Origin of the sequence: Enterococcus faecalis (genome assembly GCF_029024925.1) — a bacterium.
Lineage (GTDB): Bacteria > Bacillota > Bacilli > Lactobacillales > Enterococcaceae > Enterococcus > Enterococcus faecalis.
This window is the reverse complement of sequence record NZ_CP118962.1, coordinates 1652604-1673864: the sequence shown is the minus strand read 5'-3', so window position 1 is coordinate 1673864 and position 21261 is coordinate 1652604. Positions and strand designations below refer to the sequence as shown.

Annotated in this window: 18 protein-coding genes and 4 pseudogenes; 19 read left to right on the top strand and 3 right to left on the bottom strand. The window is 37.3% G+C overall.

Features of this window, described 5'->3' with window-relative positions; all coding sequences use genetic code 11:
* The first annotated feature begins 102 nt into the window (after window positions 1–102).
* The 4 genes from PYW42_RS08225 to PYW42_RS08210 all read left to right on the top strand — a co-directional run bounded on the left by PYW42_RS08225 (window position 103) and on the right by PYW42_RS08210 (window position 3910).
* A complete protein-coding gene (locus tag PYW42_RS08225; protein ID WP_002360064.1) occupies window positions 103–1056 on the top strand; it encodes a hypothetical protein in 954 nt (317 codons plus the stop codon).
* A 154-nt stretch (window positions 1057–1210) separates the two neighbouring features.
* Window positions 1211–2548: a UDP-N-acetylmuramate--L-alanine ligase gene (murC, locus tag PYW42_RS08220; protein WP_002360065.1), complete on the top strand. Its 1338-nt coding sequence runs from the start codon at window positions 1211–1213 to the stop codon at window positions 2546–2548.
* A gap of 197 nt (window positions 2549–2745) precedes the next feature.
* Complete coding sequence (locus tag PYW42_RS08215; protein WP_002357164.1) at window positions 2746–3231, top strand: MaoC/PaaZ C-terminal domain-containing protein; 486 nt, start codon at window positions 2746–2748, stop codon at window positions 3229–3231.
* The gene (locus PYW42_RS08210) at window positions 3224–3910 is read left to right on the top strand and encodes a Bax inhibitor-1/YccA family protein (protein WP_002364139.1); all 687 of its coding nucleotides are present in this window, start codon (window positions 3224–3226) and stop codon (window positions 3908–3910) included. The genes PYW42_RS08215 and PYW42_RS08210 overlap by 8 nt, the downstream gene beginning before the upstream one ends.
* Window positions 3911–4099: 189 nt before the next feature.
* Here PYW42_RS08210 and PYW42_RS08205 read toward each other — a convergent pair whose 3' ends face one another.
* The 3 genes from PYW42_RS08205 to PYW42_RS08195 all read right to left on the bottom strand — a co-directional run bounded on the left by PYW42_RS08205 (window position 4100) and on the right by PYW42_RS08195 (window position 7207).
* Window positions 4100–5902, bottom strand: a complete 1803-nt coding sequence (locus PYW42_RS08205; RefSeq protein ID WP_002364138.1) for a glycerophosphoryl diester phosphodiesterase membrane domain-containing protein — start codon at window positions 5900–5902, stop codon at window positions 4100–4102.
* Window positions 5903–6002: 100 nt separating this feature from the next.
* A complete protein-coding gene (locus PYW42_RS08200; protein ID WP_002383106.1) occupies window positions 6003–6611 on the bottom strand; it encodes a TVP38/TMEM64 family protein in 609 nt (202 codons plus the stop codon).
* 221 nt (window positions 6612–6832) lie between these two features.
* Window positions 6833–7207 carry a VOC family protein gene (locus tag PYW42_RS08195; RefSeq protein ID WP_002381774.1) on the bottom strand — a complete coding sequence of 125 codons (375 nt, stop codon included), beginning with the start codon at window positions 7205–7207 and terminating at the stop codon, window positions 6833–6835.
* Between the two features lie 196 nt (window positions 7208–7403).
* On the opposite strand from PYW42_RS08195, the gene PYW42_RS08190 reads away from it, so the two are divergent.
* The 15 genes and pseudogenes from PYW42_RS08190 (at window position 7404) to PYW42_RS08120 (ending at window position 21059) form a co-directional block, all read left to right on the top strand.
* A complete protein-coding gene (locus tag PYW42_RS08190; protein WP_002360069.1) occupies window positions 7404–8765 on the top strand; it encodes an Nramp family divalent metal transporter in 1362 nt (453 codons plus the stop codon).
* 107 nt (window positions 8766–8872) lie between these two features.
* Window positions 8873–9397, top strand: a complete 525-nt coding sequence (rimM, locus tag PYW42_RS08185; RefSeq protein ID WP_002360070.1) for a ribosome maturation factor RimM — start codon at window positions 8873–8875, stop codon at window positions 9395–9397.
* On the top strand, window positions 9387–10127 hold the full coding sequence (gene trmD / locus PYW42_RS08180; RefSeq protein ID WP_002381776.1) for a tRNA (guanosine(37)-N1)-methyltransferase TrmD: 741 nt from the start codon (window positions 9387–9389) through the stop codon (window positions 10125–10127). The genes rimM and trmD overlap by 11 nt, the downstream gene beginning before the upstream one ends.
* Window positions 10128–10270: 143 nt before the next feature.
* Window positions 10271–10618 carry a 50S ribosomal protein L19 gene (gene rplS / locus PYW42_RS08175; protein ID WP_002357176.1) on the top strand — a complete coding sequence of 116 codons (348 nt, stop codon included), beginning with the start codon at window positions 10271–10273 and terminating at the stop codon, window positions 10616–10618.
* A 370-nt stretch (window positions 10619–10988) separates the two neighbouring features.
* Window positions 10989–11651 carry a hypothetical protein gene (locus tag PYW42_RS08170; protein WP_002298795.1) on the top strand — a complete coding sequence of 221 codons (663 nt, stop codon included), beginning with the start codon at window positions 10989–10991 and terminating at the stop codon, window positions 11649–11651.
* A 79-nt stretch (window positions 11652–11730) separates the two neighbouring features.
* Window positions 11731–14958, top strand: a pseudogene (fss3, locus tag PYW42_RS08165) (fibrinogen-binding MSCRAMM adhesin Fss3).
* Window positions 14959–15070: 112 nt separating this feature from the next.
* Complete coding sequence (locus PYW42_RS08160) at window positions 15071–15385, top strand: YdcP family protein (protein ID WP_002298798.1); 315 nt, start codon at window positions 15071–15073, stop codon at window positions 15383–15385.
* Window positions 15386–15397: 12 nt separating this feature from the next.
* Window positions 15398–15772, top strand: coding sequence for a YdcP family protein (locus PYW42_RS08155; protein WP_002298800.1), 375 nt, complete (start codon window positions 15398–15400; stop codon window positions 15770–15772).
* Window positions 15773–15781: 9 nt separating this feature from the next.
* The gene (locus PYW42_RS08150; RefSeq protein ID WP_002298801.1) at window positions 15782–16126 is read left to right on the top strand and encodes a hypothetical protein; all 345 of its coding nucleotides are present in this window, start codon (window positions 15782–15784) and stop codon (window positions 16124–16126) included.
* Window positions 16127–16195: 69 nt separating this feature from the next.
* Window positions 16196–17179: pseudogene (locus tag PYW42_RS08145) on the top strand (FtsK/SpoIIIE domain-containing protein); the annotation flags it as partial.
* Between the two features lie 689 nt (window positions 17180–17868).
* Window positions 17869–19020 carry a reverse transcriptase domain-containing protein gene (locus PYW42_RS08140; RefSeq protein ID WP_227660702.1) on the top strand — a complete coding sequence of 384 codons (1152 nt, stop codon included), beginning with the start codon at window positions 17869–17871 and terminating at the stop codon, window positions 19018–19020.
* Window positions 19021–19187: 167 nt separating this feature from the next.
* A complete protein-coding gene (locus PYW42_RS08135) occupies window positions 19188–19679 on the top strand; it encodes an HNH endonuclease (protein ID WP_002384398.1) in 492 nt (163 codons plus the stop codon).
* Between the two features lie 101 nt (window positions 19680–19780).
* Window positions 19781–20137, top strand: a pseudogene (locus PYW42_RS08130) (ATP-binding protein); the annotation flags it as partial.
* A gap of 86 nt (window positions 20138–20223) precedes the next feature.
* Window positions 20224–20899: pseudogene (locus PYW42_RS08125) on the top strand (zeta toxin family protein).
* Window positions 20892–21059, top strand: coding sequence for a hypothetical protein (locus tag PYW42_RS08120; protein WP_002298811.1), 168 nt, complete (start codon window positions 20892–20894; stop codon window positions 21057–21059). Before PYW42_RS08125 ends, PYW42_RS08120 begins: the two are co-directional and overlap by 8 nt.
* Window positions 21060–21261 lie beyond the last annotated feature (202 nt).

Sequence of the window (21261 nt, the reverse complement as noted above, 5' to 3'; positions counted from 1 at the left end):
TTTTAAACGGAGGTTTCTTTTTTTGTTCTCTTAAAAATTCAGGCAAGTTCTTTAGTATTCATTGAGAATGTGTTAAACTAATGAGAAAGAAAAATAAAAGGAATGACCGCAATGGATAATGCTCAAGTGAAGAGAAAACATTTCCGTTTTCCAGCGTATGATGATGAACAGGGCGTAAAATTACCAACAGATAATGAACGTAACTTATTTCAAGATGATCTGATTGGTAAAGCAATGTCTGGTAGCAGAAGAACTGCAACATCTGCCGAAGATACTAGACAAAGCACACCATCCGTCCAACAACCAACAACGAATCAATCAACTACAAATAAACAAACACAACAATTAACGGCAGCACAACAAGAGCAATTAGCACGTCATCGTTCTAATTTGCCAGACTACACAAAACATGCTAGTAAAGCAACGAAAAATAAACAAGCAACGAAAAAAAATAATAGCCTTTTTGGGACGCCAAAAGGAAATGGCTGGACACAAACGTATAAAAAAAAAGAAGTCGTAGCGAAACCAAGTAGACCTGCCGCATCACCATTAGTGCAGAAAACGACACCTTCTTATTTTGTTCCTAAATATATCCCGGCTTCTGTGATTCCTGAGGAACAGGAACCTAGTTTTACTGAAGAAGAGTTGCTAAAAGCAATGAAAAAAGATCGGCGTTCATATGTCATTCTTGATGATGAACCAACGGCTTTTCAAGTGAAAGATACGGAAGAAGATCCAACGGTGCGGAAGTTTAATATTCCAACCTCAGAACCTGAGATTCCTTTAACTAGACGACAATATCAACAAATCAAACCAGACTTAGAACGTTTTGGCGAAGATGCGTTGGATTTACGTTCGCGTTCCCGTTTGAATGCCGCAAAGAAAAATGCTAAAAGTCAAACTGCTTATGGGAAAAAATTAGCTAAAGCGAATGCTCAAGTGGAGCCGGAAGCACCTGTGACAGAAGAGAAGAAAAAGGGCATCTTGGATAAACCATTAAGTGGGATGCTAGAAGATTCAAGTTCTGTATTAGAAAACAGTAAATATTTTAGTTAAGAGATGAAACTTGCATGTGGATTTGAAACATGTAAGTTTTTTATTCTGTTTTAATAGTTGATTATTTTTTTGTTTTATACGATAATGAATCTCGTATGATTGAAAATTTTTTAAAAAAGGTATGTTTTATATAGTGACAGAGAAGAGGATTATAATGGGAAATCAAGAGAACAAATTATACCATTTTGTCGGAATTAAAGGTTCTGGCATGAGCTCATTAGCGTTGGTCTTACACCAAAAAGGCTACAACGTTCAAGGATCAGATGTAGAAGAGTATTTCTTTACACAACGGGATCTTGAAAAATCAGGTGTCCCTATTTTACCGTTTAATGCAGATAATATTGATAAAGACATGATTGTTATTGCTGGAAATGCTTTTCCAGATACCCATGAGGAAATCGCCCGCGCCATCGAATTAGGCGCAGAAGTAATTCGTTACCACGATTTCATTGCTCGTTTTATCGAACCGTACACAAGCATTGCTGTAACAGGGTCACATGGGAAAACAAGTACGACTGGTTTGCTAGCACATGTATTAAGTGGTATCAATCCAACTAGTTATTTAATAGGGGATGGCACTGGCCACGGCGAACCAGATGCTGATTTCTTTGCATTTGAAGCGTGTGAATATCGCCGTCATTTCTTGGCTTATTCACCAGATTATGCGATTATGACGAATATCGATTTTGATCATCCAGATTACTACAAGAGCATTGAGGACGTTTTTTCAGCGTTCCAAACAATGGCTCATCAAGTCAAAAAAGGAATTTTTGCTTATGGTGATGATAAGTATCTTCGCCAGTTAGAATCAGAAGTGCCAGTTTATTATTATGGCGTCAGCGAAGAGGATGATATCCAAGCCCGAAATATTCAACGAACAACGGAAGGCTCATCTTTTGATGTTTATCACAAGGCTGATTTTGTAGGTCATTTTGTCTTACCAGCATTTGGCCATCACAATATCATGAATGCGCTAGGTGTGATTGCTGTGGCTTATTTTGAAAAACTTGATATGCAAAAAGTCGCAGAAGAAATGCTAAGTTTTAAAGGTGTGAAACGTCGTTTTAGCGAGAAAAAAGTCAGTGACATGATTATTGTTGATGATTATGCGCACCATCCAGCTGAAATTAAAGCAACGATTGATGGCGCCCGCCAAAAATATCCTGACAAAGAAATTATTGCTGTCTTCCAGCCACATACATTTACACGAACAATTGCCTTAATGGATGAATTTGCTGAAGCACTGGATTTGGCAGATGAAGTATTCTTATGTAATATTTTTGGCTCTGCGCGTGAAACACAAGGCGAGGTACGCATTGAAGATTTAGGTGAAAAAATTCAAAAAGGTGGACAAGTAATTACCGAAGATAATGTGTCGCCTTTACTAGATTTTGAAAATGCAGTGGTGGTCTTTATGGGTGCTGGCGACGTTCAGAAATTTGAACAAGCCTACGAAACATTACTAAGTAACACAACTAGAAACGTTTTATAAGAGAACATAAACAAAATCGGGACAGGGGTATCTGGCTTCAAAAAATAAGAAGCTGCTCCTGTTCCGTTGTTTGTTTTTAAAATCTAGCATGGCAGATAAGTTGGTTTTGTTTAAACATCCTTTAAAGACTACTTTTTAGCTTGCCTTTTAAGTACATTTTGGTACAATTATCTTATCAATAATGGAGGTGTACTAATTTGAATATCGGAAAACCGAGAAAATTAGGCAAAACCATCGAAGATATCGAAGAGGGAGATTCGTTGTCCTTGACAGAGTCAATTGAAGACAAGGACTTATTACTTTACTTGGGCTTGACCAATGATGCGAATCCTTTATATATCCAACATGATTATGCCCAAAAAACAGAATATGAAAAACCAATCGTACCATCAATTATGCTGATGGGAATTATCACTAGTGCGATTTCAAAACATTTACCAGGACCAGGTTCACATGTTGTGAATTTCTCTGTGAACTTTGTGGAACCCGTTTTTCATTACGAAACATTGACTTTCCAATTAGAAGTAATCAAAGTCGACAAAATGAAAGATGTGATTACCATTTCAGTTGAGGCTGTTAATGAGCAAGAAAATCGCGTGTTAGATGCAGTGGTGATGGTTCAACCACCCCAAGTGACGATTGATGAACTAACAGAGAAAGAAGGGACTTTAACTTATGAATAATCAAGAGTATATCCAAACTGGCACAGGTTTGAATAAATTTTATGCCAAAATTTACGGATTTTTAGCGTTAGGAATTGGTATTAGCGCAATCATGGCTTATGCAATGACAACTGTCTTTTTACCTGTTCTAGCTACTTTATTCCAATCAAGCTTAGCTTTTTGGATGATTTGGCTTGTTGAAATTGGCTTAGTTTTATATCTAGGCGCAAAAGCACAGAAGAATCCAACCATTGCGATTGCAGGATTTGTTGCGTATGCATTATTAAATGGTGTCACTTTATCCGTGACGTTATTAATGTATACTGGTGGAACAGTGGCCGGCGCATTTTTAAGTGCAGCAGCTACCTTTGGCGCGATGTCATTAGTAGGTGTCTTTACGAAGAAAGACCTATCAGCAGTTGGTCATGCCGCTTATAGTGCCTTAATCGGAATTATCATTGCGATGTTGCTAAATATGTTCCTTTTACACAGTAGTGCTGTAGAATTCTTTATTTCCATTTTAATGGTCCTAATTTTCTCAGGGATTACTGCTTATGATAACCAACGTATACGCCAAGTCTATGCGCAAACAGGTGATCAAGCAGGTACTGGGATGGCCGTTTTCTTCGCATTACAATTATACCTTGACTTCATCAACTTATTCTTAGCTTTCTTAAGAATTTTTGGTAAAAACAACTAACATGAACGTAAAAGAGGTCGGGACAGAAGCGTTTAACTCCGAGAAATAAGAAGGAATTTCCGAAAATTGTTCTTTAATTTTTGGATAATTCCGGCTTATTTCCGAAGGAGTTGCTTCTGTTCCCGCCGTTTATCAGTTTTTGAGCGTGGAGCAAAAATCCAAAGTGATTTTTGTCCCACGCTCTTTTTTTTAACCCATTCCAATAGCGAAATTCAACAGTTTATCGGAGTATGTTGGGTTTTCTAAATCGGTTTTCATTGTTTCATTCAGTAGACTGAGCTGATCGGTAATGATACCATCGACGCCATAAAAAATCATTCGCGTCATAACATCTTCATCATTTGCTGTCCAAGCATAAACCTTTTTCCCATCATGATGAGCGGCATTTACAAAGTTACGATTCATTGTACTGTATTCCATAGTAAAAAAGTCAACTGGCATTTTAGGCGGTCCCACAATGTTGAAAGGAATAACGTAGCCTACATAAAAGCGTGGTTCTTCTTTCTTTAAGGCCATCGCCGTATCATAGGTTAAGGTATGAAGGATATGGCCGTTTTCTAAAATATTTTCACGGTATTGTTTGACAAAGCGCTGTACTAAATCAGGGCTATCCTGAGGCGTGGTTTTGATTTCAATTAATAAACGTTGTTTTAATTGATTGGCTTTGGCTAAATAATCATCAAAAGAAACCATTTTAGCAGTTTGACCATTTTCTGTGACATTCATGTTCGTTAATTCTTTAAGTGTTAATTGATTTGGTCGTTTATTAACACCCGTTAACGCCCGTAAATTAAAATCGTGCATGACAATAAATTGATGGTCTTTGGTTTCTTGAATATCCATTTCAACATAATCAGGTTTTGCCTTATTGGTCTCGATTAAAGAGTCCAAGGTGTTTTGAACGCCATTGTTACCATTGACACCACGATGGGAGATGGTAACCGGTTTTCGGTCAGGTGTATGACTTAGGTAATTCGTATTATAGGTGCCTACACCAATTCCGAAGATGATTGCAATCAAACAAAAAAGAACGACTCTGAAGGTGGTCCATTCTACCCGAACCTCTGATTTCGGGGTGAACCATTCTGGCGTGTCAGGCAAAATCCCTTCATCCTCCATATCATCAACAATAATGTAAAAAATAGCAACACTAGACAACACCAAGTTTAAGAGCATCATAACCTGAAGGAGTGTCATAGCGATGACAGCGCTAGGTAAAGACCACTCAGGTTTAAACGTTTCGACTGCGGTTTGACCTAAAAATATCAAGAAATAGCCAGCCGTAAAAATCCCTAAAACAGTTCCTCCAATGATAATAAATTGCCCTAAAATCTGGAAAAAGCGTCGCTTTGTAATTTGCCAACTACGTTTTAAAGACTCACGAAAACCAACATCACGTAAAATCAACTCTGGAAGGGCAAAAGCAAGTCGAATCGCTAAATATAAGATAATCAGTTCTAACAATACGAAACCAATAATAATAATGACGCGATTTGCAAAAATAAAATCTAAGATAAAGGCTGGAATCTTAACTCTTGTTAATAAATAAGAGCGGAAGGTTAACCCACTTAATGGTAAAATCAAAAAGAAATATGCCAGGAAAAACAGAAAGGTAATTCCTCGAACTTTTTTGATCTGAAGCAAGGTGCCGTGCAATAATTGCGTTAGAGTAATTGGTTGCTTTTTCTTAATAAAATAAACACTAAGCAATAAAAAGGTAAATTCAAAAAAGAGCGCCAGTAAAATTAACAGCCCAATTAGTAGAAAAGTCAAAAGGACATAGGGATGTTGCGTAGCAATTGCCCCTAAGTTATCGTAGGAAATATAATCAATCCCACCTTCTTTGAGTACCAATTTGGACAAACTTGTCAATAAAGGCAATAGAACGAATAACATAAATCCGTGCATCAAGAGCACGTCGCGAAAATACGCCGTTGTTCCTTTAAGAAAATCTAGCGTATTCACAATACTATTTTTAAAATAACTAAACATCAAAAGTCCCCCAGTTTCTACCAAAATTCCATAATAAAAGGACTAAATCAAACTGACACAGGCAGAGTTTTGATTTAGTCCGTTCGCTTTTTTATTTATTTTACATTCCCAGTAAGCTAGTTAAAAATGTACCGCCATAAATTAACGCAAGACTATATAAATAGATAGAAGCAGGTTTTGCTAATAAAATAATCAGAGTAAATTTTTTCACAGACATTTTTGTTAAACCGGCCATTAAACAAAGCGCATCATCCGGTGCAATCGGGAAGAAAATTGCTAAAGCAAACAATCGTTCAAAACGTTTTTCATTGTCTAACCAACCGATATACTTGTTATATGTTTTATCACTGACAAGGCTCATAATGAATGGTTTCCCATAATTACGACCTAATAAGAAAATGATAATAGAGCCAAGTGCAATACCAACGTAATTATAGACGAAGCCCATTGTTGGCCCGAAAATCAAGACCCCTGCAGCACAGCTAACACCACCAGGAATAATCGGAATAACCACTTGAATAATCTGAATTAACATGAAAATAATCGGACCGAGAATGACAGATTGCCCTACTAGTCCTCTTAGTGCATTGATGTCCTTGAAGACACCTAATCGGATAAAATAGATGGTTGCAATTATGGTTGCAACAATGCCCAAAATGGAAATAATATTAACAATTTTTCTAGATAGGGTAACACTCACATTTCTCATCTCCTTTAGTTATACTCATCGTACTTTTAGTATATAACTTTTTATCAATAAAAAACATCGTTTGTTCTTTCTGCAAACGAACAAAGTTGTAAGATACACATCATTTGATAAGTTTATTATACAAAAAAAGAGACAGAAAAGACATCCTACTTAAGACCCATTCTGCACTGATCTTTCGAAAGAGAGTAAAAGAAACGAAAGTGGCGCATCTTTTAGTAATATTATAGAGGGGCAAAGAGTGAAATTAAATTTGCATCCACGTCTTTAATAATTGCGTATCGTTGGCCCCAAGGTGCATTCCAAGGTTCTTTAAAAACAATGTAACCAGCTTGGCTCATTTTTTTTACGGTGTTATCAACTTCTGCGGCCGTTTCACAAAGAAAAGCAAGTTCAATTTTATCGCCTTGTTGGCTAGGCGCAAACCCATAGACACCAGTAATCATTTGTAGTGAATTTAAAGAAATTCTGACGCCATTGTTTTGTAATTCTGTGTAATCGGGCGAAGCTTCTCCCAGCACGTTAAAACCTAGCGTTTGGTAAAAAGAGAGTGCTTGTGTCATATCGTTGACGATAATACCGACCATATCTAACTTCATCCTCATAACCTCCGATCTATGATAAAATAAGTGTAAGGGATTTTTTGGTAAAAACAAAACGATTTATAGCGAAAGTGCTTAAAAAATTAGAATGTAACAGTTTACAACGAAGAATAAGAAGACTATAATTATGTTAACTAGTTTTAGGTGTACCTAAAAATGAAATGTGTGAACAAGATAGATTGAGGGATGTTGGATGAAAGAAAAGAAAACGGAAAAAATGCTTAATTATGCAAATGGACCTAGTTTAGAAGAGATAAATAATACCGTCGAGGTACCTAAAAACGCAAGCTTTTGGCGAACTTTGTTAGCCTATAGCGGACCTGGCGCTTTAGTGGCTGTTGGTTATATGGATCCAGGAAATTGGATTACGTCAATTGCTGGCGGAGCGGAATATAAGTACACGTTACTTAGTGTGATTTTACTTTCTAGTTTAGTTGCCATGTTACTACAAAGTATGGCTGCACGCTTAGGAATCGTGACAGGAATGGATTTAGCTCAAGCGACTAGAGAGCATACAAGTAAACGAACGGGCGTTGCCTTGTGGGTGGTGACGGAGTTAGCCATAATGGCAACAGATATCGCTGAGGTAATTGGTGGTGCCGTTGCTTTGCAATTATTATTTGGTTTTCCATTATTAATTGGTGTGTTGATAACAACGTTTGATGTTTTATTACTTTTGCTACTGACAAAGTTAGGCTTTCGCAAAATCGAAGCAATTGTTTCTTGTTTAATTGCAGTTATCTTTTTTGTTTTTGCTTATGAAGTGGCATTAGCAGATCCAAATGTTGGTGAAGTATTACGAGGTTTTATTCCAGACACAAAAATAGCGACAGATAAATCCATGTTATTTTTAGCCTTGGGAATCGTTGGAGCGACAGTCATGCCTCATAACTTATATTTGCATTCTTCCATTGCGCAAGCTCGGAAATTTGATCGTAACGATGATGCTGAGAAAGCCAAAGCAATTCGTTTCACTACTTGGGATTCAAATATTCAATTAACTGTCGCTTTTGTCGTAAATTGTTTGTTGTTAATTTTAGGAGGAGCATTATTTTATGGAACCAACAGTGAATTAGGTAAATTCGTTGATTTATTTGATGCTCTGAAAAATCCAGATATTGTTGGTAATATTGCTAGCCCAGTGTTAAGTATTCTTTTTGCAATTGCTTTACTGGCTTCGGGTCAAAATTCAACGATTACAGGTACGCTGTCAGGACAAATTGTAATGGAAGGCTTTATCCATTTAAAAATGCCGTTGTGGGCACGACGAGTGTTAACTCGTTTGTTAGCAATTGTGCCAGTCATTATCTGTGTCATTATTTATGGCGGTAGCGAAACGGCTGTTGAAGACTTGTTACTTTATACTCAAGTTTTCCTAAGTATTGCTTTGCCAGTGTCGATTATTCCTTTAACGATGTATACAAGTGATAAAAAATTAATGGGCCAATTTGCGAATCCAGCGTGGGTGAAATTTTTAGCTTGGATTATTGCAATTGCCTTGACGTTATTGAATTTATTTTTAATTTATGGCACATTAACTGGTTTAACGAATTAATAAAAACAAAGGCTGACTGGAAAAGTTGGCCTTTGTTTTTTCATAGAATTTGCGCGTAAGAAATGGTAGAATAGGAAAGATGAAATACAAGGAAGAGAGGCTTTCACGTGACAGATTATTTAAATGTAGGAAAAATTGTGAACACACAAGGAATCAAAGGAGAAGTTCGGGTCATTTCGAAAACGGATTTTCCAGAAGAACGTTATCAAAAAGGAGCAACCTTACTGCTATTTCAAGAGAAAAAAGCACCAATTGAATTGGTCGTGAAGTCCCACCGCAAGCATAAGAATTTTGACATTTTAAGCTTTGAAGGACATCCAAATATTAACGATGTTGAAAAATATCGTGACGGTATTTTAAAAGTTGCAAAAGACAATCTCGCTGAGTTGGCAGAGGACGAATTTTATTATCACCAAATCATTGGTGCCACTGTTTATGATGAAACTGGTAGTGAACTGGGAAAAATTAAAGAAATTTTATCTCCTGGTGCGAATGATGTGTGGGTCGTCCAACGACCAAAGAAAAAAGATTTGCTTTTACCGTATATTGAAGGCGTTGTTACAAAAGTCGATGTCGAAAATCAACGGATTGATGTGGACATTCCAGAAGGATTGATTGACGATGAGAATTGATGTATTAACTCTTTTTCCTAGAATGTTTGAAGGACCAATGGGGGAATCAATTATTGGGAAAGCTCGGGAAAAGCAGTTATTAGAATTGAATGTCTCTAATTTTCGCGATTTTTCAGATAACAAACACCAAACGGTCGATGATTATCCGTATGGCGGTGGCGCGGGGATGCTTTTAAAAGTACAACCGATCTATGATAACCTAAAGGCAATTGAAGAAGAGACAAACCAGCAACCAAAACGGGTCATCTTATTAGATCCAGCAGGAAAACCGTTTAATCAGAAAATGGCCGAGGAATTTTCACAAGAAGAACATTTAGTTTTTATTTGTGGACATTATGAAGGCTATGATGAGCGAATTCGCACGATGGTCACAGATGAAGTTTCATTGGGGGATTACGTTTTAACAGGGGGCGAATTAGGCGCAATGGTCATGATTGATGCGACAGTCCGTTTATTACCTGATGTCTTAGGTAACAATCTTTCTGCACAAACGGATTCACATTCCACTGGCCTATTAGAGCATCCACAATATACCAGACCTGCTATTTTCAACGATATGGAAGTCCCTGCCGTGCTAACGAATGGTAACCATAAATTAATTGCAGAATGGCAACTAAAAGAATCATTACGACGGACCTTTTTGCGTCGACCTGACATGTTGGAATCAGTAGAAATGACGCCTGAAATGTTGAAGTTATTAGAGGAAATTAAACAAGAAGAGCAAAAATAAGGGAACTTTCAAGAAAATTCTCTTTACAGCTTATTTTGTCTGTGGTAAACTAATTTGGTGAGTGCAATGCGCTCTAACTATTACAATATTCCGCTGTGGCAGAAGTGACCATAAGAATATTTGGGAATAAGGAGAAGGATAAAATGAATCCATTAATTCAAGAATTAACACAAGAACAATTACGTACGGATATTCCTGCGTTCCGCCCTGGTGACACTGTTCGCGTTCATGCGAAAGTAGTCGAAGGTACTCGTGAACGTATCCAGTTATTCGAAGGTGTTGTAATTAAACGCCGTGGTGCTGGAATCAGCGAAACTTACACAGTACGTAAAGTTTCAAATGGTGTTGGTGTGGAACGTACATTCCCATTACACACACCACGTGTTGCTCAAATTGAAGTGGTTCGCTACGGTAAAGTACGTCGTGCAAAACTTTACTACTTACGCGCATTACACGGAAAAGCAGCTCGTATCAAAGAAATCAGAAGATAAACACGGAAAACTTCCTTGGAAATCTGAAATCTGTGAAAAGTCCTTGTATATCAAGGGCTTTTTCTTTTTTCACTATCACAGTTTTAAGCCTCAATTGGCTATTTTGGATCATTTTTCATTCATATTCCATTAAATTGCCCTAGATTGTCCGATTTTGACTATCAGTGTCGTCAAAATAGGGCAAAATTTCGTAGTCAATTTGACGACAAATTTAATACGAAAAATACCAAAACATTTACCGAATTTAGCAACTTCTGAACCCGAGTTACTAAAAGGGTCGACTTTTTTCGAAAAAGCCAAAACATGTACTTTTCTACTAAAAAGTTGATGTGATAGGATTCTATCTAAATAATTTTTAGGAGTTTTTATCGTGAAACAAGATGATGGACGAATCGTATGGAAGAATCTAAGTGATCTAAAACTGATTTTGTTAATCAATCAATTTATCGAAAAACACGAAATAAAATCTAGCCGTCAATATCATAGGAAATTATTAGAAAATCCCAATTCTGCACCAAGTATGTGGTTTATCAATCAAAAATATGGTTCATGGAAAAACTTATTAGTTAGTCTTGGGTGTGATAATGGAGAATATGGGAAATGGGCAAAAATATCAGAAAAAGATTTATTGAAAATAGTAGAGTCTTTTATCACGGTTGAGAAAATAACTTCTCAGCGTATGTATGAAAAAAGATCAGTAGGAAAAGACGTTCCTTCATTGAGTACATTAAAAAAGAGATTTGGAGATATAAGGTATCTATTTAGAAAGAATACAGAGAAGTCTTCTTTTACTGATTTTGAACTAATGATTGAACTAAGAAATGAAATAGTCCGATTAAAATTACAGGATGATTTATCAATGACGAAATTTCGAAAACTAGTTCAATCACCAAAGTTACCATCAGTTGATACAATAATGAAAAGAACAAATAAAAATTGGGAAGAGTTGATGACAGAAATAGGGTTTGACTATCGAAAAATCAAAATCAATAAGCAGAGAAATAACTTATCTAAAAAGAAGAAAACTAAATAGTAAAACTCTAGACTAGACGTTCAAACTAAAAAGTTGAACGTCTTTTTTATTACCTAAAAACGAAAGGGGATTTTATTTTATGATAAAGCCGATATTTAAAAAATGGCGATTGTTTGCGGCTTTAGCTTTATTAGGTTAAACAATTGTAGGGGCGATTGATCCTATGATTGTCTTTGCTGATGAAATTGCTCATCCACAAACAGTGACGGTTGAATTAGATTTAGCGCATCAATATGTTGTTGAAGGAACTTTCAGTGACGGTCGTCCAATGTCAGAAGTCACTGTTCCACATTATGCTGTGTACAACGGCGTGAAACAAGATGTTTTCTGTATTGAGCCAGGAGTCCCAATTGACAATGAGTTCACGCCGGGTTATGAGAAAAATCCATTGCCTGATATGCCAGAGAAAGCGAAACTAGTTTCCGTTCTATGGAAAAAAGCCGGTACAGATGTAGATACTCATATTGTGGCACAGAAGATGATCTGGCAAGAAGTTAATGGGTATACCCTTCACTCAATCAAACGATTGAATGGTAGTGCCGTAAATATCGCAGCCATTGAGGCAAAAATCAATCAAGCCATTGCCGATTATCAGAAGAAACCAAGCTTCCATAATAGTACGGCTAAAATAGTATTAGGGCAATCGACTACTATGACGGATACGAATAATCTGAATTTGTCAGAGTTTGATGAAGTGGTGGAAAATACCGCAAACATTGATTATCGTGTGAATGGCAATCAGTTGATAATCACCCCAAATGCCAGTTCAAAAGAAAGTGGTGTGCTGACGCTTAAGAAATCTGCTGGCACCGGAACACCTGTCGCCTATAAAAAGGTTGGCCAACAAACCCTGATGGCTGGGGCGATTGATAAACCGAACACTTACACGGTCAAAATTGATGTAGAAACCGAGGGTTCTTTAAAAATCAAAAAAGTTGATAAAGAATCAGGTGCTATTGTACCAGGAACGGTTTTCCATTTAGACTTTGGAAAAACTTTACCTGCAAAAGACGTGACTACTGACAAAGAAGGCATTGCTACATTGGATGGGATTCCTCATGGTACAAAGGTAACCATTACCGAAAAATCGGTGCCGGCGCCTTATACGATTGATACCATACCCATGACTGCTACGATTAAAGTAGGCGAAACCATTTTTATGACTTCAAAAAATACGCGGGAAAAAGGTCAAATCATTCTGGATAAAACCGGGATTGAAACAGGAAGTGATCTTTGGAACGACAATTACTCTTTAGCTGGAAACACGTTTGCTATTCGCAAGGACAGTCCTACTGGTGAAATTGTTCAAGAAATGACCACGGATGAAAAAGGTCATGCAGAAACACCAAAAGAGATTGCTAATGCATTGGAATTGGGAACTTACTACGTGACCGAAACCAAAGCATCTAATGGCTTCGTGAATACCTTTAAAGCAGTAAAAGTCGAATTGAAGTATGCCAATCAAACCGTGGCCCTTGTGACCAGCAATATCAAAGGGCAAAACCAAGAAATTACTGGGGAAACAACTCTGATAAAAGAAGACAAGGATACTGGAGATAAAACACAAGGCAGGGCAGTCTTTGAGGGGACTGAATATACCTTGTTTACTGCTAAGGATGGAAAAGCGGTTAAATGGAGTGAAGCTTTTAAACCAGAATTGGTAAAGGGAACGAAAGCTTCTGATGAAACAGTGACTCTGGCTTTAGATGAAAAGAATCAAGCTGCCTTTAAACACTTAGCCATCAACGAGTACTACTGGCAAGAAACCAAAGCACCTGAAGGATATACCTTGGATGAAACGAAGTATCCTGTTTCTATCAAAAAGGTAGATGATAACGAAAAAAATGCCGTGATTACCCGAGATGTTACGGCAAAAGAACAGATTATTCGTTTTGGGTTTGATTTCTTCAAATTTGCCGGATCAGCCGCTGGCACTGCCGAAACTGGGTTTAATGACTTAACCTTTAAAGTGTCGCCATTAGAAGGGACCAATGAGATCACAGGTGCTGAAGATGAAGCAATCACAGCTTATAATGAGCAATTAGGCTTTGATGGCTACGGCAAGTTTGAAAATCTTCCTTATGGGGATTATTTACTTGAAGAAGTAGAAGCGCCAGAAGGATTTCAAAAAATTACGCCATTAGAAATCCGTTCTACTTTTAAGGAAAACAAAGAAGACTTTGTGAAGAGTGAGTATGTCTTTACCATTACCGAACAAGGCCAAAAGCAACCAATTAAAACGGTGACCGTTCCTTACGAAAAGCTGACGAACAAAGCATTTTCTGTTAGTTTGAACCGTTTGATGCTCTATGATTTGCCTGAGGAAGAAGATAGTTTGACTTCTCTTGCAACTTGGAAGGACGGAAACAAAGAATTGAGTACTCTTGATTCTACTGAACTCGTTGATAAATTGAGTTATAACTTACATGAAATTAAAGAAGACTGGTATGTGGTAGCGCAAGCCATTGATGTAGAAGCCACAAAAGATGCTCAAGAAAAAGATGAAAAAGCCAAACCAGTGGTAATTGCCGAAACAACGACCACTTTGGCGAACAAAGAGAAAACAGGTACTTGGAAAATTCGGCATAAATTAACGACCGAACAAGTTTTGGATAAAACTATCGTCTTGTTTAACTATGTGTATGAAAACAAGGAAGCTTTTGAAGCAGGCGATGAGCCAGTAGCGAAGGATGCTAGCTTGAATAATCAAGCCCAAACTGTTAATTGTACGGTGGAACGTCATGTTTCCATCCAAACAAAAGCCCACCTAGAAGATGGTTCTCAGACCTTTACTCATGGTGATGTGGTGGATATGTTTGATGATGTATCGATTACCCATGATGTGCTGGATGGCTCAAAAGAGGCTTTCGAAACAATTCTGTATGCACTACTACCGGATGGTACAAACAAAGAAATTTGGAAATCAGGCAAGATTGATTATGAAGTAAATGATAAAGAATTTACCAAAACTATGCTTGCGGAAAAAGTAGATACCGGAAAGTTTCCAGAAAGTACTAAGTTTACTTTTGCAGAAATCAATTATGATAAAGATGAGAATATCAATGGGAAACACAATGAGGATCTAAAAGAAAAAAATCAAACCTTAACGCCCAAAAAAGTTCCAACCACACCACGTACGCCGAAACAACCGGAAACACCAACTGTTCCAAGTGGCTATCAAGAATCTAGTCCCACAGTGAAGACATTCCCTCAAACTGGGGAGAAAAATTCCAATGTTTTACTGTTCATTGGTTTTACTTTGATTTTTGCGACGGCGGGCTATTATTTCTGGAATCGCCGTAACTAAGGTGATGAGATGATACAAGTAAATCCTAAGAACCAACGTGCGCGACCGCCTCCTAACAAAGTGGTCGCGCTATTTTTGTATCCAAAACTAACAATGAAAAGAGGAAAAGAAGATGGAATTGAAATTTGTTGTGCCAGATATGGCCGAAACGTTTGGAAAGTTAAGTTATGCCGGTGAAGGAGAAATTTTAACAGAAGGATATGGACGGAATACTACGGTGATTGGTCGCAGTTACCATCTATACTCCAGCAAACAACGGGCCGATGATATTGAGGTGGTAGTAGCTGCGGAAGCCGGTGAAAAGGATTTTGATCAAGACCAACCGCTAAAAGCCGTGAATCCCCATTTGGTTGCCAAAGGCTATGAGATTGAAAATCGTGGGTTTACTGATTACGTGTTGTATGTTGATGATTTAGTGAAAGAATAGGAGGAAAAGAAGATGAGATTAACAGAAGGTATTGTCGTAGATTCAGTATTAACATTTGGAAAGTTGCGTTTTTCCGCATTACGCCGAGAAGTACGGAAGCAAAATGAGGATGGAACGGTTAGTAATGAGGTAAAAGAACGAACATATAATTTGAAATCCTCTGCACAAGGGCGAATGATTCAAGTTAGTATCCCGGCTAATGTGCCCTTACGCGAGTTTGCTTATGATGCAGAGGTAGAGTTGGTCAATCCAATCGTGGATACAGTCGCCAATTATGTTTTTCGAGAAGGAACTACTGTCAATTGGTTTATTAAGGCAGACGATTTAGTCTTGAAACGACAACCAAATCAAGGAAATTCTACGAACCAAATTGAAGGAAAGAAATAGGTGAAGATTATGGAAATTAATGTTGAACATATTTTAGATTGTCTCGATCAATATGGAAAAGGTGAGTTAACTGAGGAACAACTCGTTAAAGCATTAACCTATGATGAAAAAATGTTTCTGATTATGCATCAAGGTTTACTTGGAGAAAATAGCGACAGTGAAGACGACTTTGATGTACAAGACTGGTTAGAAGAAGAAGAGTCCTTCTTTATGGTTGTCGAAGTAAATGAAAACTTATGTCGGCAGGCAGAATCCGTCTTGGAAGAAATCGGTGTGGAGATGCCAGATGCCATTGAAGGCTTTTTAAATCAATTGGTTGAAAAGAAACAATTCCCCGTAGTAATAAATGGCTAGCATAACTATATGAAAATGCCCAATGAAATCCTATCGGGCGTTTTTTGATCGGAGGTGGAAACCATCAAAATGTACAAAGAACATCGCATACGTGCAAGAGATCAGCATTTGGTTTATCACTTTATTCTTGGCTGGCTAATTGCTTTGTTAATCAGTTGGATGGGTGTCTTTTATTTTCAAGAGTTTAGACAATTTGATATTTCTAGGGTATCACTTTCTACTATTGAAACTGTTTGGTCCATGAAGGAGTTAATCTGCTTACTTGGAAGTCTCGGTTTTTCAGGAGCTATGCTGTTGCTTTATATTCACTTTTTTCCTGATCATTGGCGAAGCTTGTGGCATCGGCAAAAACTAGCTCGGATGATTCTAGAAAACCATTGGTATGAAGTGAAACAAACTCAAAGTGAGGGCTTTTTCAAAGATTTAAATAGTAGTCGAACCAGAGAGACTATCAGTTACTTCCCCAAAATCTATTATCGAATGAAGGAGGGTTTACTTTCTATTCGCGTTCAAATTTCACTAGGGAAATATCAGGAGCAGCTATTGAAGTTGGAAAAGAAGCTAGAAAGTGGATTGTATTGTGAGTTAGTAGAAAAGGAACTCAAAGACTCCTATGTGGAGTATACTTTACTGTATGATATGATCGCCAATCGAATTGGGATAGACGAAGTAGTGGCAGAAAATGGGACTCTGCGATTGATGAAAAATCAAGTATGGGCTTATGATTCTTTACCCCATATGTTAATCGCTGGTGGCACAGGTGGGGGGAAGACCTATTTCCTCCTCACCATTATCGAAGCACTATTGAAGTCAGATGCAGAATTGTTTATCCTCGATCCCAAAAATGCAGATTTAGCTGATTTAGGTACGGTGATGCCTCACGTATATTCTCAAAAGGAAGAAATTTCTGCTTGTGTGGAAGATTTTTATGAACGCATGATAGCTCGTAGTAAGGCAATGAAAGAAATGCCCAACTACAAACCAGGAGAAAATTATGCCTATCTTGGACTTCCACCAAACTTTTTAATCTTTGATGAATACGTGGCTTATATGGGTGCGAATCGTTTTCCTACAAGCATCGAATAGATGTGAAATGGAAGCCTATTGAGATTATCAATAGTGACAACTAATGTTTTGAGAGATGGAATGAAAGCCTTCAAGTTGAGCTGAAACATCTCCGCTAATACTCCTACATGCTCTAATCAATGAAGTAGATTGGTTTTGGTATGAAGCTAGGTGAAGTCGTCTGAAATCTGCCTAAGTGTTTGAGCATAAGGCTGACTATAGGGCGGGCGGCTGAAAAAGATAACTATGGTAAGAATGTCTGAAAATGACTGACGAATCTGCGAATGTACGGGTCTAAAAGGCTGATCTTGTCGAAAGATAGGAACATACGGACGTATGGTGAAATACCGACGAGTAAGGTTCCATGATATGAAAATCGGGATAGCTAACGAAGAAGCTATAATTTCACAGGCTCATAGTAGATACCTAAGGTTATACATGATAGCTAAAAACATTGGAACGATGTAAGCAGAAAACTATCAAATAAATGACTACTTCTAGATAGGTGCATATAAGTAATAACGAAATTGCTTTGTTTCTGTGAAAGTAAGGGCACAGTACCGATGAAGCGTCTAACAAACGTGGAGGGATAGCCCTAAGTCTATTTAATAACAATGAATGTTGAAACAGATGAAGTTCAAGGATCTGGTAAGAACGTGGGGAAATCCGTTATGGAGGTGCCACGCTTGAACACAAAAATACGTTACTGGGAATATTACGATCTACAAGAAACATTCGATCAGCTATTTACTCAAAGTAAAAACGGGAAAAAGTTTTATCAATTATACGAGTTAATCATTTCTGAAAATAATATTCTTTTAGCATGCCGCACTATCAAGGCAAACAAGGGGTCTTCGACACCAGGAACGGACTCCTTCACAATTGATAACTATAAGGAAATGAACCAAGCAGAGTTTATACATCTTATTCTCAGTCAGTTAGAAAATTACAAACCAAAATCCATAAAGCGAGTAATGATACCTAAACCCAACGGCGAGAAACGCCCATTAGGAATTCCATGCATGATTGATCGAATTATCCAACAGATGTTCAAGCAGGTACTGGAGCCAATATGTGAAGCAAAGTTTTATGAACATAGTTACGGGTTCAGACCATTGAGAAGTGCAAAACATGCTCTAGGTCGCATTATGTATCTCATAAACATCAGTAAGATGCACTATGCAGTAGACATTGATATCAAGGGTTTCTTTGATAATGTAAATCACCGTTTACTGATAAAACAATTATGGAATATAGGAATTTGTGACAAACGAGTCTTAGCTATTCTTTCAAAATCTCTGAAATCACCCATTCAGGGAGAAGGTATTTCGAGCAAAGGAACGATCCAAGGAGGTATCATTTCTCCACTATTATCTAATGTTGTTCTAAACGACTTAGACCATTGGGTCTCAAAGCAGTGGCATACCTTTGAAACAAAGTATCCCTATACGAAAGGTTACAATAAATTTCGTGCTTTAAGAGATACAAATCTAAAGCAAGGCTATATTGTCAGGTACGCAGATGATTTTAAAATCATGACTAATGATTATCCGTCCGCATTAAAATGGTTCCACGCTGTCAAGCTCTACCTAAAAGACAGGCTTAAATTAGATATCTCCAATGAGAAGTCTAAAATCGTCAACTTGCGTAAACGCAAATCGGAATTTTTAGGATTCACCATTTGCGTGAAACAAAAGGGGAAAAATGGGTTTGTAATTCGCATATTTCTGACAAAAAGAAAAATCAAATTAAAAAAGAGATTAAACAAAGAATTAAAGATATTCAAAAGAGCCCTACAGCACAAAATGCTCTCCTATTTAATGCTCTAGTGCTTGGTGTTCATAATTATTTCAGGTATGCCACTCATATTAACTTAGATTTGAATAGGATGAACTACGTTCTTTCATTCACTACGTATAACCGATTATCAAATTGTAGTACAAGATGTTATCCCAACAAAGCTTCCCCTACTTACAAAAAGTTTTACTCGACAACGATGAAAACGTATAAAGTAGCCGGAGTCTATTTGTACCCTCTTTGCGACGTATCTACAAAAACAATTTACGGATTTAATACGGAAGATACACCGTTTACCCCGTTTGGTCGTCAAAGGTTGGAGCACAAAAGCTTACAGTCTCTTGTATACCAAGAATTAAGAAAATTGATGGAATCGAAAATACTGAATAGAATGGTTGAGTATTTAGATAATAGAATATCTCGTTACTCAATGAAATCAGGCAAGTGTGAGATTACAAAACAGTTTTTGCCAGCAAAAGCCGTTCACTGTCATCACTATTTACCAAAAAGTCTTGGTGGAGACGACAAATTTGATAACTTGAGAATTATTCATAAGGATATCCATCTTTTGATCCATACCACAAATAAAATGATAATCGATCACTACGTCAATGAACTGAAACTGCTGCCAGAGCAAATAGCAAAAATCAACCTTTATCGAAAAATGTGTAATCTGCAAAACATTCAATAGAAAATAAATAGATGGAACGCCGTATGAGGTGAAAGGCTCACGTACGGTGTGGAGTGGGGGAAAAGATGGAGATTATATCAAATTCTTACCTATCGTTATAAATGTTAACGACGAAAGAAAGTGCGGTGATTTTAAATAAGCTCAAACAAATCGTGATGTTGGGTCGTCAGTCTGGTTTCTTTCTAATTCTGGCTTGTCAAAGACCGGATGCAAAATATTTAGGAGACGGGATTCGCGATCAATTTAACTTCCGAGTGGCTTTGGGTCGTATGAGTGAACTCGGGTATTCCATGATGTTTGGAGAAGTTGATAAAAATTTCTTTATGAAACGCATCAAAGGTCGAGGCTATGTGGATACTGGAGGGAGTGTGATTAGTGAGTTTTATACGCCACTTGTGCCAAAAGGGTATGATTTCTTAGAATCCATCAAACAAGTAGCACAATCAAAAGAAAAATGACAGATACAGAAAAATTTAATCTACTAGTTCATCGGGTTAAAAGTATGATAAACTAGCTTTGAAGGTGTCAGGGAGGTGCAATAAAAATGACAGAGGATGATTCTTTACAATATGCCAAGGAGAACAAGAAGGAAATTATTTCTTCTGTTATTGATGGAAAAGAAAAAGAAGAGGAAAAAACTGCCATTTTTATGGCTGGAAGTCCTGGGGCTGGCAAGACTGAGGCTGCCCAAACTTTAACGGTATTAAATAGTAATCTTTGTGTGATTGATGCTGATAAGTTTCGTGTATTATTTCCAGGTTATGTTGGGAATAATTCAGATGAATTTCAACGAGGATCATCACTCTTGGTAGATGCAGCTCTCGATTTAGTTCTTAAAAAAGGCTATAGTTTTATTCTTGATGCTACTTTTGCGACCTCTAAGGTAAAACAAAATATTGAACGGGCACTGAAAAAGAATTACAATGTGCTTGTCTATTATGTTTATCAAGATCCATTTATTGCTTGGGATTTTACCAAAAAATGAGAAGTGGTTGAAGGGCGTTTTGTTTCTAAAGAGCGTTTTATCAATGCTTTTTTCCAATCACGAAAAAATTTGATGCGTGTGAAAGAGCAAATTTCAAGATCAAGTGACAATCAATATCTTAGTGAAGGACTTTCAAAATACGATTTCTGATTTTCTGATGGATATTGATAATGTTGAGTTGACATTGCCAATCAGTTATACAAAAGAAATATTGGAGGAAGAGCTACATGACTGAGAAAGAAAAAGTTGAGGAAATTATGGAAAAGTATAACCGTAACTTTTCCACATTACAAAAGAATGCTTCTGCGAAAGAGCTGAAGACAGTCTTTAAATTTGTAGCAGATGAATCCAACCGAAAACAACGTGAATTGATTGGTTTGGATAAAGAAAAATAAATATGAAATGAGAATAGTTGTAGAAGCCAAGAGCAAAAATGTTCTTGGTTTTTTTCTATGCAATGAAAGTAGATATGGAAGGAAAGGAAATCACAATCAGCAACTCAACTGATAGGCACTGACCGCGGAGGATTTGCGAAGCAGAAATCGTCCGTGGTCCTGTGCCTGTTCATGGACGGCGCTAGCCGGCCATGATGTCTCA

Excerpts from the sequence above, each read along its gene's own strand:
- PYW42_RS08225 (WP_002360064.1), top strand. The coding sequence starts at position 103 with ATGACCGCAATGGATAATGCTCAAGTGAAGAGAAAACATTTCCGTTTT.
- murC (WP_002360065.1), top strand. The coding sequence starts at position 1,211 with ATGGGAAATCAAGAGAACAAATTATACCATTTTGTCGGAATTAAAGGT.
- PYW42_RS08210 (WP_002364139.1), top strand. The coding sequence starts at position 3,224 with ATGAATAATCAAGAGTATATCCAAACTGGCACAGGTTTGAATAAATTT.
- PYW42_RS08205 (WP_002364138.1), bottom strand. The coding sequence starts at position 5,902 with ATGTTTAGTTATTTTAAAAATAGTATTGTGAATACGCTAGATTTTCTT.
- PYW42_RS08200 (WP_002383106.1), bottom strand. The coding sequence starts at position 6,611 with ATGAGAAATGTGAGTGTTACCCTATCTAGAAAAATTGTTAATATTATT.
- PYW42_RS08195 (WP_002381774.1), bottom strand. The coding sequence starts at position 7,207 with ATGAAGTTAGATATGGTCGGTATTATCGTCAACGATATGACACAAGCA.
- PYW42_RS08190 (WP_002360069.1), top strand. The coding sequence starts at position 7,404 with ATGAAAGAAAAGAAAACGGAAAAAATGCTTAATTATGCAAATGGACCT.
- trmD (WP_002381776.1), top strand. The coding sequence starts at position 9,387 with ATGAGAATTGATGTATTAACTCTTTTTCCTAGAATGTTTGAAGGACCA.
- rplS (WP_002357176.1), top strand. The coding sequence starts at position 10,271 with ATGAATCCATTAATTCAAGAATTAACACAAGAACAATTACGTACGGAT.
- PYW42_RS08160 (WP_002298798.1), top strand. The coding sequence starts at position 15,071 with ATGGAATTGAAATTTGTTGTGCCAGATATGGCCGAAACGTTTGGAAAG.
- PYW42_RS08155 (WP_002298800.1), top strand. The coding sequence starts at position 15,398 with ATGAGATTAACAGAAGGTATTGTCGTAGATTCAGTATTAACATTTGGA.
- PYW42_RS08150 (WP_002298801.1), top strand. The coding sequence starts at position 15,782 with ATGGAAATTAATGTTGAACATATTTTAGATTGTCTCGATCAATATGGA.
- PYW42_RS08135 (WP_002384398.1), top strand. The coding sequence starts at position 19,188 with ATGAAAACGTATAAAGTAGCCGGAGTCTATTTGTACCCTCTTTGCGAC.
- PYW42_RS08120 (WP_002298811.1), top strand. The coding sequence starts at position 20,892 with ATGACTGAGAAAGAAAAAGTTGAGGAAATTATGGAAAAGTATAACCGT.